Annotated in this window: 10 protein-coding genes; 9 read left to right on the top strand and 1 reads right to left on the bottom strand. The window is 43.8% G+C overall.

Translation table 11 applies throughout. The features are described from left to right. From L4D74_RS13385 to L4D74_RS13345, 9 genes are all read left to right on the top strand, one after another. Positions 1-3,363: Ig-like domain-containing protein (locus tag L4D74_RS13385; RefSeq protein WP_428752562.1), on the top strand; the 3,363-nt coding region annotated here is incomplete at its 5' end. 407 nt (positions 3,364-3,770) lie between these two features. Further along, on the top strand, positions 3,771-4,373 hold the full coding sequence (gene betI / locus L4D74_RS13380) for a transcriptional regulator BetI (protein WP_428752561.1): 603 nt from the start codon (positions 3,771-3,773) through the stop codon (positions 4,371-4,373). 44 nt (positions 4,374-4,417) lie between these two features. After that, on the top strand, positions 4,418-5,878 hold the full coding sequence (gene betB, locus L4D74_RS13375; protein ID WP_428752570.1) for a betaine-aldehyde dehydrogenase: 1,461 nt from the start codon (positions 4,418-4,420) through the stop codon (positions 5,876-5,878). Positions 5,879-5,954: 76 nt separating this feature from the next. After that, positions 5,955-7,649: a choline dehydrogenase gene (gene betA / locus L4D74_RS13370; RefSeq protein ID WP_428752560.1), complete on the top strand. Its 1,695-nt coding sequence runs from the start codon at positions 5,955-5,957 to the stop codon at positions 7,647-7,649. Positions 7,650-7,784: 135 nt separating this feature from the next. After that, the gene (locus L4D74_RS13365) at positions 7,785-8,039 is read left to right on the top strand and encodes a DUF2999 family protein (protein WP_428752559.1); all 255 of its coding nucleotides are present in this window, start codon (positions 7,785-7,787) and stop codon (positions 8,037-8,039) included. Between the two features lie 454 nt (positions 8,040-8,493). Beyond that, positions 8,494-9,321 (top strand): EAL domain-containing protein, encoded by an 828-nt coding sequence (locus L4D74_RS13360; RefSeq protein ID WP_428752558.1) that lies wholly within the window; start codon positions 8,494-8,496, stop codon positions 9,319-9,321. Positions 9,322-9,403: 82 nt separating this feature from the next. After that, the gene (locus L4D74_RS13355; RefSeq protein WP_428752557.1) at positions 9,404-10,123 is read left to right on the top strand and encodes a helix-turn-helix transcriptional regulator; all 720 of its coding nucleotides are present in this window, start codon (positions 9,404-9,406) and stop codon (positions 10,121-10,123) included. A gap of 246 nt (positions 10,124-10,369) precedes the next feature. Continuing rightward, positions 10,370-11,500 (top strand): site-2 protease family protein, encoded by a 1,131-nt coding sequence (locus tag L4D74_RS13350; RefSeq protein WP_428752556.1) that lies wholly within the window; start codon positions 10,370-10,372, stop codon positions 11,498-11,500. 318 nt (positions 11,501-11,818) lie between these two features. After that, the gene (locus tag L4D74_RS13345) at positions 11,819-14,062 is read left to right on the top strand and encodes a peptidase U32 family protein (RefSeq protein WP_428752555.1); all 2,244 of its coding nucleotides are present in this window, start codon (positions 11,819-11,821) and stop codon (positions 14,060-14,062) included. Between the two features lie 158 nt (positions 14,063-14,220). Here the strand turns inward: L4D74_RS13345 and L4D74_RS13340 are convergent, their stop codons facing one another. After that, entirely contained in the window at positions 14,221-16,032 is a 1,812-nt protein-coding gene (locus tag L4D74_RS13340; RefSeq protein ID WP_428752554.1) for an ABC transporter ATP-binding protein/permease, read from the bottom strand. Between the last annotated feature and the right edge of the window lie 103 nt (positions 16,033-16,135).

Here is a 16,135-nt window from a genome sequence, read left to right as displayed (position 1 = left end):
GCCATCACAGGCGAGGACATTGTCTACACGCCAGAGGCTAACTTCAACGGCAGTGACAGTTTCACTATTACGCTGACCGATGGTAATGGGTTCACCACTGATAAAACGGTGAATGTCACCGTTGATAGCGTCAATGATGAGCCAACCATCACCATTAGCTCCACGCTCACCACCGACGAAGACAACAACCAAACCTTAAGCTTTAGCTTTAGCGATGTGGATGGTGATACGGTGACGGCGAGTGAGAAAAGCGCGCCAAGTCATGGCGCAATCGCCATCACAGGCGAGGACATTGTCTACACGCCAGAGGCTAACTTCAACGGCAGTGATAGCTTCACCATTACGCTGACCGATGGTCATGGATTCACCACCGACAAAACCGTTAACGTTACCGTTGATAGCGTCAATGATGAGCCAACCATCTCAATTAGTTCCACGTTAGTGACAAATGAAGATATCGATGGAACGTTAACTTATACGTTTGACGATATTGATGGTGATGTAGTCAGTGCCAGTGAGAAGCTAGCGCCGGAATATGGTTCGATATCTATTAACGGCACAAGTATTGTCTATACCCCGACCAATAACTACAACGGCAACGATAGCTTTACGATCACATTGACTGACGATAGTGGTTATCAGTATGACCATATCGTTGAAGTGACTGTCAATACGGTAAATGACGAGCCTATTGTTGAAAATGAAGTGCTGAGTATGGGTCAAACCTCTGAAGGTATCTATCAATTCAGTGTTCTTGATAACGATGTAGATCCAGATGCGGATAGTTTGTCTATCGCTTGGGTAATATCGGATGAAGGGTTAGTCAGCATCAATAATAATCAAATTGTATTAGAGCTCGATCATAATGGACTGGTGGAGATTAAATATGGCGTGACCGATGGAAATGGGGCGCAAGTTATTGGTCAGGTTCAGCTCGAAATTATCGCCAATGGTGGACCTGAAATCACGGCTCCGAATGATGTGGAGGTCAATGCGACGGGTCTCTTTACTAAAGTCGACTTAGGGGTGGCGATGGCCGAAAACGCAAGTGGTGAGCGACTTGCCGTCACACTTGTCAATAGTGATACGTTTTTTGAGCCAGGCGTGCATAAAGTGTTCTGGAAAGCCAGCGACGCATATGGCGAACAAGCGCAAGATCATCAGATAGTCACCGTTCATCCATTAGTATCGATAGGGAAGGACGATGGTGTCGCGGAAGGCAGCAGTCAAACGATCAAAATATACTTGAACGGAATCGCTGCACATTATCCCGTCACCGTTCCGTTTACGGTTGGAGGATCTGCAAATCAAGAAGACCACGATCTGGTTGCGAGTGAATTTATCATTTATGAAGGGACCGAAGGCGAGGTCACGTTCAATATCTTTGATGATGGACAAACGGAAGGTGATGAGACGGTGACACTAACGTTGGATGATTCACTTAACCTGGGGAGTAAATCGTCCTATACATTGACCGTGTATGAGTCGAATGTCCCACCAGAAGTGACGTTATCTATCAAGCAAGATAATCAAATTCGTTCCGTACAATCTAAGTCTGGTGGCAATATTATTATTGCCGCGACAGTCTCAGATCCCAATTCGGAAGATACTCATAGCTATCACTGGATTAATGATAGAGCAGAGATTGCGAATGTTAGCGTGCTAGACAGCCAGTTCGAGTTTGACCCTAGTGAAATGGCGGCAGGGATTTACCAAATTAATTTGCAAGTGACGGATAGTGCAAGTGGCAGTGTAACGATCCCTGCTTATGTCGAAGTGGTTGAGGTGCTGACGTCACTAGGTATGGCAGATAGTGATGGTGATTTAATTCCAGATGTTCAAGAAGGGTATTCAGATTTAGACAATGACGGTATTCCGGATTTCCAAGATGCTATCAGTGAGTGCAATGTTATCCAACAATATGCTTTAGAATCAGAAAACTATTTAGTGGAAGGTGATTCAGGAGTGTGCTTACGCAAAGGATCAACCATTGCAGAAAGTCAATCCGGAGGCGCACTACTAATGGGTTCGGAGCTACCTGAAGATAGTGGAGCGAATAACGTTGGCGGTGTATTTGATTATATCGCTTATGGATTACCAGAAGCGGGACAAAGCTATCAAATAGTGATCCCTCAGCGTTTACCTGTCCCTAGTGATGCTGTTTATCGGAAATACAATGACGTGGATGGCTGGAAGGATTTTTATCTTGATGAATACAACGTTGTCTCTTCTACGCATGGTTTTGAAGGTTATTGTCCGCCACCTGGGGATGAAGCTTGGCAGGTAGGATTAACGGAAGGGCATTGGTGTGTCCAGCTGACGATTCAAGATGGGGGACCAAACGACGACGACGCAACCGCCAACGGAACGATTGTTGATCCGGGAGGCGTTGCGACACTGTCACAAAACAATCTACCTGTCGCCAGTAATGATGAAGCGAGTGTTGTCATGGGCAGTAGCGTGCGAGTGGATGTCCTTAGAAATGACAGCGATGTTGATCAAGATAATTTAACACTCACTGGAGTGAGCGCCAATTTTGGCGAGGTTTCTATTGTGAACAATGCAATCTCGTACCAAGCACCTGAAAACTTTTATGGTGAGGATGAAATTGAATATAGCGTGAGTGATGGTAACGGTGGTACAGCGTATGCGAAAGTGGCCGTAAGCGTGAATCTTTCAGCAACCGGAAAGGCTTATAACTCAGCAAGTGGCGGTTCATTTGGGGGGTTATGGCTGGGTCTTGTGGCATTCGTGGCTTTAGTACGAAGAAAGCAAGCTGGGTTGTTAGTGCTCTCGTTGTACATGGTATGTTCACCGCAGGCGGTGGCAAATTGGTATGTAAAAGGTGAACTAGGACAAAGCCGGGCAGAAAATCGTTTATCTGAGGATATTCAAGTGGTGAGCGTAGACGATACGGATGTCGCTTGGTCGCTTGGGGTAGGGTATCGATTTGAATCTGACTGGGCATTGCAAATGAGCTACGTTAATTTGGGGCAGTCCAGTGCGACATTAAGCGCTGATGCTAATACAACGCCTGAAGAGTATCATTCAAAAGTGTCTCAAGCGACACCTGCGCTGGGGAATGGAGTAAGCTTCGGTGTGGACTATGCGTTTTGGTCTAATGAGTGGCTAAGTGTCAATGGTGCTGCTGGTGCTTATGCGTGGAAAACCGATTTTACCAGTGACTATCAGAATAAGACAATTACATCTAGCGAATCAGGCATTGACCCTTATCTAGGCGTTTCATTTAACGGCAAGATAACGAGTCAGTTTTCGGTTGGCATTCAGGCAACGCGATATTTTATTCGTCTTAATGATGTGACTTTCTATGGTGCAGTGATGGAATATAACTTTAACCAGTAATTATAATTTATTTACTATAAGCGCCCGAGTAGAAAGCTGGTCGCGGAGCTATAAACATCAACAGCATAAAAAAGAGGGAGCAGATCGCTATTGGTCTGCTCCCTTTTCTATGGATAAAAAAATGCTTCCCGGCTCATACCCAAGGATTGAATGTTCTCATTGATTATGGATGCAGCGTTGTTACTAGACACGAAAATAGCGTGCAAGCGTTGCGAATGAATCGATGTTTTTTTAAAACAAAGTACCCAATCAAATAAACATATCTTTTCGTGGTGTTATGAGTGCCTAGGTGCGGTTTCTTGTCATGTTATTGATTGGTATTTTCGATGTTTCTTTGACTTTTTATGTGTTAAGTGTAAATTTATTTTTAATTGAACATTCAATTAAAAAACATTCGGGTAACATTTATGCCAAAAATAGGAATGCCAGAGATCCGTCGCCCACAACTTGTAGAGGCAACAATGGCCGTGATTGATGAGGTAGGGTTGTCCGGTGCGAGTGTCGCATTAATTAGCCGCAAAGCAGGCGTCTCAGCTGGCATTATTAATCATTATTTTGGCGGTAAGCATGGTTTGTTAGAAGAAACCATGCGGTCGGTTTTACGTCAGCTCTCTGCTACGTCAATTAAGCATTTAAGCGCGGTTGATGGTCAAGATGTCAGTGCCAGAGTGAAAGCCATAGTGGCGGCGAACTTCGATGGCTATCAAGTTGAAAGTAAGGTGACAAAGACTTGGCTCGCTTTTTGGGCTCAGTCAATGCATGACAAGGAGCTTTATCGACTTCAACGTGTCAATGAACGTCGCTTATTGTCACATTTGCGTCGAGAGTTAAAACAAGCGTTGCCTGATCAACAGGCAAAGTTTGTCGCGCAAGGTATTGCTGCATTGATCGATGGTATTTGGCTGCGCGGTGCGCTTAACCCGCAAGGTATTTGTGCCCAAAACGCACAGTTGATTATTTCAGATTATCTCGAAAAGTATCTCCCTCCGGCGTCACTGTCTCAATCGTAGTTAGACGGTTCACGTCAAATTAGATGAATTATCAAGGAACATGGATATCAATGAAGTCTCTCTATATTCACGGCAAGACCGTGCAAGCCTCTTCAAATGAAACCTTTCTAACGCGTAACCCAGCGACTGGCGAAACATTAGCAGAACTCGAACAAGCGAGCGTTCAAGACGTTGACCGCGCGGTGGAATCCGCTAAACAAGGCTTTAAAGTATGGTCGGCAATGAGTGGCATGGAACGAGGGCGTATTTTGATGCGCGCGGTTGCGCTACTTCGCGAACGCAATAACGAACTCGCTGAGTTAGAAATGCAAGATACAGGCAAACCTATTCAAGAAGCGATGGAAGTAGATATCGCGACGGGCGCAGACGTTATTGAATACTACGCTGGGCTAGCATCGAGTATCCAGGGCCAACAACAAGATTTAGGTCATGGTCAGTTTTTCTACACTCGCCGAGAGCCGTTGGGTGTTTGCGCGGGTATAGGCGCATGGAATTATCCTATTCAAATCGCCATGTGGAAATCGGCCCCAGCTCTAGCTGCGGGTAACGCAATGGTCTTCAAGCCATCAGAAGAAACACCTTTATCGGTCCTGAAGTTGGCCGAGATTTATACCGAAGCGGGTGTTCCTGATGGCGTATTTAATGTGGTTCAAGGGGATTATCGCGTTGGGCAGTGCCTCTCGCGTCATCCTGATATTGCCAAAGTATCTTTTACAGGCGAGTCAGGGACCGGGAAAAAAGTGATGGCAGATGCGGCCGGTACGTTGAAAGATGTCACTATGGAACTAGGTGGTAAATCACCTCTTATTATATTTGATGATGCCAAGCTCGATAACGCGGTCTCGGCCGCCATGCTTGCCAATTTTTATACCCAAGGTGAAGTTTGTACCAATGGCACACGTGTGTTTGTTCATGACGCGCTCTATGACGAGTTTTTAGAGCAATTGACTCAAAGAACGCGCAAGTTAGTCATTGGTAATCCAGCGGATATGACCACTCAAATCGGTGCATTAATTTCGGCTGAGCATTTAGAAAAGGTGCTTGGGTTTATTGAAGCGGGCAAAGCGTCAGGTGCGCGACTGGTTTATGGTGGCGCGCGTGAAACAAAACATGGTCTTGATAAAGGCTATTTTGTTCAACCCACAATTTTTGCCGATTGCACGGATGATATGCCTCAAGTCAAAGAGGAAATTTTTGGCCCTGTGATGTCGGTGCTGCGTTTTTCTGAAGAAGACGACGTGATTCGCCGTGCCAATGATACTCAATATGGTTTGGCCGCGGGATTGTTTACGCAAAACCTTTCTCGTGCACATCGCGTGATTGCTCAAATAGAAGCCGGGATTTGTTGGGTCAATACGTGGGGTGGCTCACCGGCAGAGATGCCAGTAGGAGGGTATAAACAATCAGGAGTCGGCCGTGAAAATGGCATTGAAACGCTCAATCACTATACCCAAAACAAGAGCGTACTGATCGAGCTCGGCGATCTGGAATGCCCTTACGAATAGAAAATCAGCGTCTTCACTAAGAAGGTTAGCTGAGTCGTAATGCGCATTCTCACAATTGAATTCAAAGGGAAGGGAAATGAACACCAAGTATGACTACATCATTGTCGGAGCAGGCTCAGCTGGTTGTGTATTAGCCGATAGACTCAGTGCGTCGGGAGAGCACCGCGTGCTGTTACTTGAGGCGGGAGGCAGTGATAAGAGTATTTTTATTCAAATGCCTACGGCACTGTCTTATCCAATGAACAGCGCAAAATATGCGTGGCAATTTGAAACGCAGCCAGAAGCTGGCTTAGAGGCTCGCCGCTTGCATTGTCCTCGTGGGCGAGTGCTAGGAGGAAGCTCATCTATCAACGGAATGGTGTATGTGCGAGGTCATGCTTGTGACTTTGACGAGTGGCACGATCAAGGTGCGACAGGTTGGAGCTATCAAGACTGTTTACCTTATTTTCGTCGTGCAGAGTCATGGATGGGGGGCGAAGATGACTATCGTGGTGTGGATGGCCCTGTTGGAACCTGTAATGGCAATAACAGGACACTGAATCCGTTGTATGATGCATTTATTGATGCGGGGCAGCAAGCGGGTTATCCAAAGACCGCCGACTACAATGGCTATCAGCAAGAGGGTTTTGGCCCAATGCATATGACGGTAAATAAAGGTGTGCGCGCATCCACATCCAATGCGTACTTGCGACGGGCAATGAAACGGCCAAATGTTACGGTCAAGACCGGTGTTGTTACTAGGCGAGTTCTATTGCAAGACAAGCAAGCCGTTGGGGTGGAGATTGAAAACAACGGCAGCGTTGAATCACTTTATGTCAATAAGGAAGTCTTGCTTTGCGCAGGCTCTGTTGGTTCGGTGCAACTGCTGCAATTATCGGGAATTGGACCTAAACAGGTGCTAGAGCGTGCGGGTATTGACGTTGAGGTTGATTTACCTGGCGTGGGTGAAAATCTACAAGATCATTTAGAGATCTATTTTCAATATGCGTGTCATCAGCCTATTACATTAAACAGTAAACTTGGTTTAATCAGCAAAGGCTTGATAGGCACGCGCTGGGTATTGCGAAGGGATGGGTTAGGTGCGACGAATCACTTCGAGTCGTGCGCGTTTATTCGTTCACGTGCGGGGTTAAAGTGGCCAAATCTGCAATACCACTTTTTGCCTGCAGCGATGCGATATGATGGGCAGGCCGCATTTTCAGGACACGGTTTTCAGGTACATGTTGGTCCTAATAAGCCACAAAGTCGTGGTCGGATTTTTGTCACCTCGAACGATCCACATCAAAAACCACACATTGAATTTAACTATATCAGTACAGAACAAGATAAACAGGACTGGCGAGACTGCATTCGTCTCACCCGAGAAATCTTGGCTCAACCAGCGATGGATGCATACCGTGGTGAAGAGATTCAACCCGGTAGCGATGTGACGAGTGATGAAGCGATTGATGCTTGGGTTCGTCAAAATGTCGAAAGTGCCTATCATCCATCATGCACATGTAAAATGGGCGCGGATGATGATGCGATGGCGGTACTCAATCCAAACTGCCAAGTCAGACATGTTAGTGGTTTACGTGTCGTCGACTCATCCGTATTTCCCACTATCCCGAACGGTAATTTAAATGCGCCGACGATCATGGTGGCAGAAAAAATCGCCGACGTTATCTTAAATCAATCGCCACTTACTAAGTCTGAAGCACCAACATGGATTGCACCCAATTGGCAAACGACGCAGCGTCTTGGTGTTGCCAAGCGTCCATTGTTGCCCTAACAAAGTACTTGTCTGTTCTAGCTCTATGTTAGCCCAAGTATTTTAATCGGATTGGTAATGAAAGCACTTCACAGTATAGGTCTGGATGGTAGAATGCGTGTCTACTTGATTTAATAGACTCAATGAGGCTGTAACATGAACCCGATTCTAGCTATTCTAAAAGAAAATAATATCAGTGATGAGCAGGTAAGCGAGCTATTCCAAACTCTCACTCAAAACCCACTAGCAGCAATGGCAACCATTGGCCAGTTAGGTCTTCCACAAGAGCAACTTCAGCAATTGATGACTCAAGTGATGCAGAACCCAGCATTGATCAAAGAAGCTGTCGAAGAACTAGGTTTGGATTTTGCGAAAGTTGAAGCAGCCAAAGCCCAATTGAACCAACAGTGATTTAATGGTCAGAATATTTGGATAAAGGGTCGCGGTAACGTCGAGTTAATCGATGTTACCGCGACTTTTTCTAGGTAATAAAGTAAAGATGGCAACACAAATAGTTTTGTCGATTATGAACCCACATTTTCATGTATATTAAAATCAACTCTATCAATAAAGTAATAACTCTACTTTGTATCAATTGAAACCGACTCTCTTTTATACTAAATACTCATTGATGCTTAGCCTGTAGCGCTATTTTTCATGCTGAAAATGATAATTTTTAAGTGGGTTAATGGGTAGCCGTACCATTTGCGTCACAATTTTGACGAAATTGGGATCTTCTTTCAATAAAGCACTATTTTATGTTCAACGAATTTTTTTCATTAAGTTATGAGCGACTTCTCGTTATCATCGAAATTCGTTAGGAGTTACTTCTCCAATATCAATGGAAATTTAAGGAAATAGTGGTATGTCAGTCGCCATTCAACAAGCAGGTTCTAGTAGTCGATTTTTGGCATATTCAACGGTTGATTGTGCAGTATTTGCCGAGTTTGAGTTTAAGGTCCAGCCAATAGTACATCCAGTCAGTGCTACAGTATATGCTTATGAGGTTCTCACACAAGTTACGGACTGTAGTGGTGAACAAATTAGTGGTGAGGACTTTTTTGCTCAAATTAATGACCAGTTTCTTCAGAAACTTATGTTTGCTCAGCTCGATTACTATCGTCAATATATAAAGAAATACGATATGTTGATGTCATTTAACTTACCGCTGTCGTGCTTGAATAACGATCATTTCGTCAATAATCTTCTTGCTATTTTAGACTTTTCAATTGCGATTGAAATTACGTGTACGCAGCTATCATTAGACCATCATGGATTAGCGAAGAACATTAAGAAACTTAGAAGCCATGGTGTAGAGTTTTGGTTAGATGACTACTGTCACAAGGACAGAAGTAAGACCCACGCTTTGCAGTATTTTACTTGGGATGTAATTAAGCTCGATAAATCTTATCTGCTATATCATGATAACGATGAAATAATTAAAATGTTGGCTGAACTATTAAGCTTGTATGCGCCTAGGCTTATTATTGAAGGGGTGGAAACTGCAAGTCAAAGGAAGATGCACTTAACGGAGCATGTGTATATGCAAGGTTATTACTATTATTACCCAACGAATATTGATAATTTGATCCCACTGTTAGAAGATAAAAGTCATCGTCCTTCTCTGGCTAATAGTGGGGTAAAAAAGCAGCGTCAACCTATGTCATTGGCTGTGAGTTTAGCCATTGAATAACTTCAAGGGGTTATTTCGTACAATTCGGTTTCAGAGCGAAACATTAACCTCATCTAACTTGGTGACTAAGCATAATTTGGTCATGGTTGAGAATGCGAAAGGCTTTATATGTATTAATGGCAGGATGCATGAAAGCAGTGGGTCAAAAGTGTTTTTTATTCCAGCATATACGAATGTTGGCATTTCGTTGAGTGCTGTTGAGAAGGAATGCACGATCAATATTAATCGGTTCTCTATTGAGGAGAGCCAGTTTAGACCACTTATTAATGGCTTTGACATTGCTGGCATTAGAGATGATAAATCGAATGATAACTTAAATATTATCGATAGTTTCAAATCCGCTCAATTGATTTCCTCAAAGATCGGTGATATCTCTTCACTGTACGCACTGTTTTCTTTAGCTATGGTTCAATATATTCGCAATGCATCAAACAATGAAATTATTAATGTTATCTCTTTTCCCCATGAAATAGACCGAATTGCCAATGCTATGCGTATGGATATTACCAAGAAGTGGTCTGCAGAGGAGTTGAGCCAATCAGCCAATATGACTTTTACACAACTGCATCGTGTTCTTTATAAAGAGAATATCACTTTCAATCAGCTGCTTAATATTATAAGGCTAAAGCACTCGATAAGGTTACTCTATGGAGGGAAGTCAATCAAAACAAGTGCCTATAATAGCGGTTTTGATTGTCCTAATTATTACAGCAGAGTGTTTAAAAAGTACTATGGATTTAGCCCCAGTGAAATCAGGAAAAGCAAAGAAATGTCAATGATGGTCCCAGAGTTAACATTGTAATATGTTCGTTAGGTAGGGGCTCTCCCTGATACGGTGATACCCAGCACCTTATGGCTCAACGCGAACGACACTAATTGAGTTGATAGTTATTGTGATCCCTAGGTAGTGATTGAATGCCACCCATCTTCATTATAAATAGGTTAGAACTATAGCCTCTTATGGAACAACGCGACGCGGCGTTGTATATTGATATCCAGCGTTTAAGGCGAACACCGTCTTTCATTATTTGGATTAAATGAGACTACATTGGAACTATTAAACATCGATTGCTTGGGTAAATCACTTCGCTTGGAAGGATCTATGGCGGGTTGGCAGCAGCTCTTTTGGGGAGGGGAGGTTGTTTCGGTCATTCCTGCTTCCACGGATTATGAGGGTGTTAAAGAGCACCAATTTGAACTTTCTGTGCAACCTATGCAAGGTGTGTCGGCTTCAGATACTGCAGTGGATGTCGCTGCTGCACAGTGCATAACAGTTCGGCTTATTACGGATCTAACTTGGCAGCCTTTTACTATTCGCTATCAATTGTTTGTTAATGATGAACAAGTGACCGAAGGGGATAGAAACACAAAGGATATTGAACAGCAGACGCCTGTTACGCCCATTGAAAAACAGAACAAACTGAGTGTAATTGGCTTGGCTTCGCTAGGCTTCAAGCTGCTTAAAAGTGCCAAAGTGATCAAAGTGGTGCTAATGGGGGCAAGTGTTGCGGCGTACTCTTGGCTGTTTTCTTTACAATTTGCTTTGGCGCTGATTGCCTGTCTGGTGTTTCATGAGTATGGGCACATTCGAGCGATGAAGTATTTTGGTATGAAAACCAAAGGGATCTATTTGATTCCGTTTATGGGCGGGCTCGCGCTTAGTGACGAAAGAATTAATACTCGCTGGCAAGACGTAGTGATATCCATCATGGGGCCTACCTTTGGTTTGTTTATGTCGCTGTTATCTTTGGTCGCATACTGGATTACCGGGGCCGACATTTTTGCAGGGCTTGCTGCGTTTAATGCGCTGCTAAATTTGTTTAATTTGCTGCCTATCTTGCCACTCGACGGCGGACATATCTTAAAAAGTATCAGCTTTTCCATGAACTCTTTAGTTGGATTGGTGATGTGTATTGCGGGAGCGGCATTTGGGGTTTATTTGAGCTATACATTGAACCTGACTCTTTTGGGTTTGATGTTACTGATTGGTAGTATAGAGATAGGTTTTGAATGGCGTGCTCGTCACTTTAGCCATCTATTGCCACTTGATCGCTCTGGTCAGATTGTTTCTGCAATTTGGTATGTGGTCACCGTGGCAAGTTTAGTGGGGATCATTTGGTATCTTGCTAGCTCAGGTGACGCTATGCTTGGGCTGCCGTTATTGATTCTACAAAGCTAATCTACGGGCGCTGCATTTTCTAAACTAGCGCCGAAATCAATTCTGCTTTCTTATCGTGGCTGTATTTGTTGTATTTCACAGATAGAGCCACAAGAGCATTATTCTTCTAATGCGTCACGGGTCATACATATCGATTTACACGCTATTCATTGAGCACGATCACACAGAACCACCTGATTAGTCCATGCTTATATTAGGGCTATTAACATGGTTTTAAATTAGTTTTTACATCGCGGGTATCGCGAGTGGTAATAATAGTGTGATCTAGGTAGAATACGCCCTCAAAAAAATACAAGTCTAGCAAGTGAGCACTTTCTAATGAGCAGAAAAATTGAGTTATTGGCACCGGGCGGCGATGTAGAAGCCATCAAAGCAGCAATTGTTGCAGGCGCGAATGCCGTCTATTGTGGGTTGGACACCTTTAACGCTCGTAACCGAGCGTCGAATTTATCTCTTGATGAGTTAAATGGTGTCATTCGCCTTGCTCATGAATATGGCTGTGAGGTGTTCCTTACTCTTAACGTGGTGCTGCTTGAGTATGAAATTAAGAGCATTGTTAAACTGCTTAATCAATTAGTGAACACGAAAGTTGATGGCATTATCGTTCAAGATTTAGGTCTGTTTGACTTAGTGAAGAAATACTTCCCAACGTTAGATGTCCATGCATCGACTCAGTTGACTACGCACAATGAAGGTCAAATCAAGTTCCTTTCTAAGATTGGAGCAACGCGCGTCAACCTGTCTCGGGAGTTAAATCTGCCTGAAATCAAAATGCTGACGCAAGTTGCTCATGATCATGATGTATTAACCGAAGTGTTTGTACACGGTGCGTTGTGTATTGCTTTCTCTGGGCAGTGTTATTCAAGTTCCGTGAGTGTGGGTAACTCAGGCAACCGTGGTCGTTGTAGCCAAGCGTGTCGCGATGAGTATGAAATTACCAATGCAGGTAACAAGTTCCCGCTTAACTTGAAAGACAACTCGGCATACTATGATTTACCAGAATTGGTTGATGCAAAAGTCGATTCGTTGAAAGTTGAAGGTCGTATTAAAGGCGCGCACTACGTTTACACGGTTATTGATACATGGCGCAAGCAGATTGATAGTTTTGTGGAGAAAGGGCTATTGCTTGAAGATGACTCTAACTTGCACAAGGTATTCAATCGTGACTTCACTAACTCTTTCTTAAAAGGCAATTTAACGAAAGACATGTTTATCGATAATCCTCGTGATAACAGCGCTAACTACGCAGCTGAGAAGAAAGGGGCGATATCGGTTGTTCAGATCCAAGAAGTAAACAGTGAACTTCATGCGGATAAGAACGCACTTGGCCAAGAAATGCGAGAAAAAATCGAGTTCTTAGACATTCGTAAAACACCGGTTACGTTGATTTTTACCGCTAAAATGGGTCAACCATTAACAGTGACGGTGACTTCGGATACAGACACGTTTACGGTTACATCAACATCGATTTTATCCGCTGCCGATGAGAAGTCTATTACCCAAGAATTCTTGCAAAAACGTTTTAAATCTCTAAAAAGTGCCGTTCATACTATTGAATCTTATGATTTCTCTGCGGTTGATGCGAACCTTTCCATTCCGTTTAGAGAAGTGTCGGTTGTGAAAGATGAGATTGACTTTATTTTGAATGGCTCGGTAGCCGTCGTTAAGCATGTTGATGTGCCAGCATTGGAAAAGTTCGCCAAAGTGAACGATAAGCCGACGTTGTCTATGTTGATTGCAGATGAAAAAGACCTGCATTTATGTGATGTGACAGAGGCTGATATTTACTTCAAATTGCCGGAAAGCTTTAAAAAGCGCTGCAACAAATACATTGATATTCTTGCTGCTAACCCAAGATTAATCCCTTGGTTCCCTGCAGTACTCATTGGTAAAGATTACGATGAAGCGGTACGTGTGTTAGAAGAAGTAAAACCAGCGCGTATTGTGACTAACAACACGGGTATCGCGTATAAAGCCTATGAGATGGGTATTGAATGGGTGGCAGGTCCATTTATGAACACCACTAACTCTCACGCGCTTATTACATTAAAAGAAGAGTTGAACTGTGCGGGTGCGTTTATCTCTAACGAAATCAATCATGGCCAGATTCGTCATATTTCTCGCCCTGAAAACTTTAAGCTTTTCTACAGCATTTATCATCCAATTCTGATGATGACGAGCCGTCAGTGTTTCTTCCAACGCACTGTGGGTTGTAACAAAGCCGCGATAGAAGCGGGTTGTATGCTTAAATGTGAGAAAGCAACGACGATTACCAATGTTAAAGGTATCTCGTTCGCTGTTGATAAGCAGAAGGGCGGTTATCCAAGTATCTACAATCACGAGCAATTCTTAAACTACGACATTGTGAATGATTTGTCTGGATTGTTTGACGAATTCTTTATCGATCTGACTAACATTGGCGCGGGTTCAAAAGAGCAACAAGATAAAGTTGAATTGATCAAACACTTTGAAGGATTATTAGCGGGTATTGAGGGCTCTCAACAACAGTTAGATCGTTTAGTTGAAGTGCGTACCAATGCCCAATATGTTCAAGGGTTATAAGTGTAGTTCTAGGAAGAGACGGGTACTATTTCTAGCTTCTAGCTTCTAGCTTCGGCGTTGATTTGCGTTGTAAGCGTTTTAAAACCACCGTTTAAGCTCTCTTGAACGGTGGTTTTTTTGTGCCCAATTTGCGTGGTAACTATTGCTCTATGTTCGAACTATTGCTCTAAATGTTTGAATTGTAGCTCGACGAGCCGTTGATATAGTTCGCAACTTTTTAGCAAAGATTGATGATTACCGACATCAATTAACTGTCCGCGATCGAGTACCGCAATGTTGTCTGCATGCTGTATCGTCGACAATCGATGGGCGATGATAATGGTCGTTCTTCCACGCATCAAGGCTTCTAAGGCTTGCTGTACATGGTACTCGCTTTCACTATCTAATGCGCTGGTCGCTTCGTCGAGTAGCAGTATAGTTGGATCCTTTAAAATAGCGCGAGCGATGGCAATACGTTGTCGTTGCCCTCCAGACAGCCTTACTCCTCGTTCTCCAAGAAAACTATGATATCCCTCAGGTAGGCTCATAATAAACTCGTGCGCATGGGCTTTTTTTGCGGCTTCAATCACTTGCTCGTCAGTAGCGTCTGGGTTGCCATAACGTATATTGTGGAAAACATCATGACTAAATAGCGCGGGTTGCTGAGGGACTAGTGCCATTTGTTTACGTAGTTCGATAGGATCAAAGTCACGAACATCCACGCCACCCAACATGACTGAGCCCGCTTTAGGGTCGTAAAAGCGTTGCAATAGTTCAAATAAGGTCGTTTTCCCGGCGCCAGAAGGACCGACTAATGCCAATACTTTGCCTTCTTCGGCATGCAACGTTAAATGGCGCGTGGCAGCTTCGTCGGGCCTAGAAGGGTAGTGGAACGTCACGTCATCAAAATGGACATCAGAAGACAGAACCTGACTCGTTAGAACGTGGTTTACTGGCGCTATGATGTGGCTTTCCACTTGTAAAATCTCAATTAGCCTTTCAGTGGCACCCGCGGCGCGTTGCAGTTCTCCTAATACTTCGGAGATGGTCGCAAGTGAAGAGGCCACCATGATGGCATAGAAAACAAATGCGCCCAGATCACCCGCCGACATTGTTCCATTAATGACGTCACTTCCGCCCACCCAAAGCATTCCAGCAATAGCACTAAAGACAATGACTATCACACCAGAAATTAAAATTGCCCGTTGTTTGACTCGTTGGCGGCCAATCTCATAGGCCTTTTCCACCTCTTTTGCAAAAGCAGCACGTTCTTGCGTTTCATGACTATAACTTTGCACCGTCTTTATGTGCTCAATGGCTTCACCTGCATAGCTACCCACATCAGCCATAGAGTCTTGGCTCTGACGCGATAAAGCCCTAACTCGTCGACCATATAACAAAATCGGGATCAGAATAAACGGGACTGAGGCTAAGACAATAAGCGTCAATTTAATGTTGGTGGCAAAGAGCATAACAATGGCACCGACACACATGAGTGCACTGCGCATCGCCATCGAAAACGATGAACCGATGATACTTTGCAGTAAGGTGGTATCGGTTGTGATTCGTGACATGATGTCACCACTGCTGTTGGTTTCGAAGTAACTGGGATGCAGGGTAATAACATGATTGAAGACCGCCAACCGAATATCAGCACTGACTCGTTCTCCAACAGACGAAACCAAATAAAACCGGAAAAATGTGCCGATAGAAATGAGCAGGGTTACGATGAGAATAAATTGAATTGCACGTCCAAGGTCTTGTATCGATTGCTGGGAAAATCCTTCGTCAATCAAGATACGGACGCCATGACCGACAGAAAGTGTCAAGGAGGCGGTAAAGATTAATGCGATTAGTGCCGCAATGACCTTCCATTTATAGGGACGGATAAATGCCATCAACTCAAATAATATACCCAGATTTTTGCTCTTCGTCTGAGTATAATCTTTGGCAAGATTAGCGATGTTGCTGGATGCCTCAGGAGATTGCATAGCGCGCCTTTATTTTATCTTTGTTAGATAAGTTATTGGGGTTAAGGCGTTAAATAGCAAGCGCTAATTAAGTGATGACACGGTACTGTGGATTTTGAACCCT

This window comes from Vibrio cionasavignyae, from assembly GCF_050337155.1.
Taxonomy (GTDB): Bacteria; Pseudomonadota; Gammaproteobacteria; order Enterobacterales; family Vibrionaceae; genus Vibrio; species Vibrio nomapromontoriensis.
This window is presented reverse-complemented; position numbering and strand designations above follow the sequence as displayed.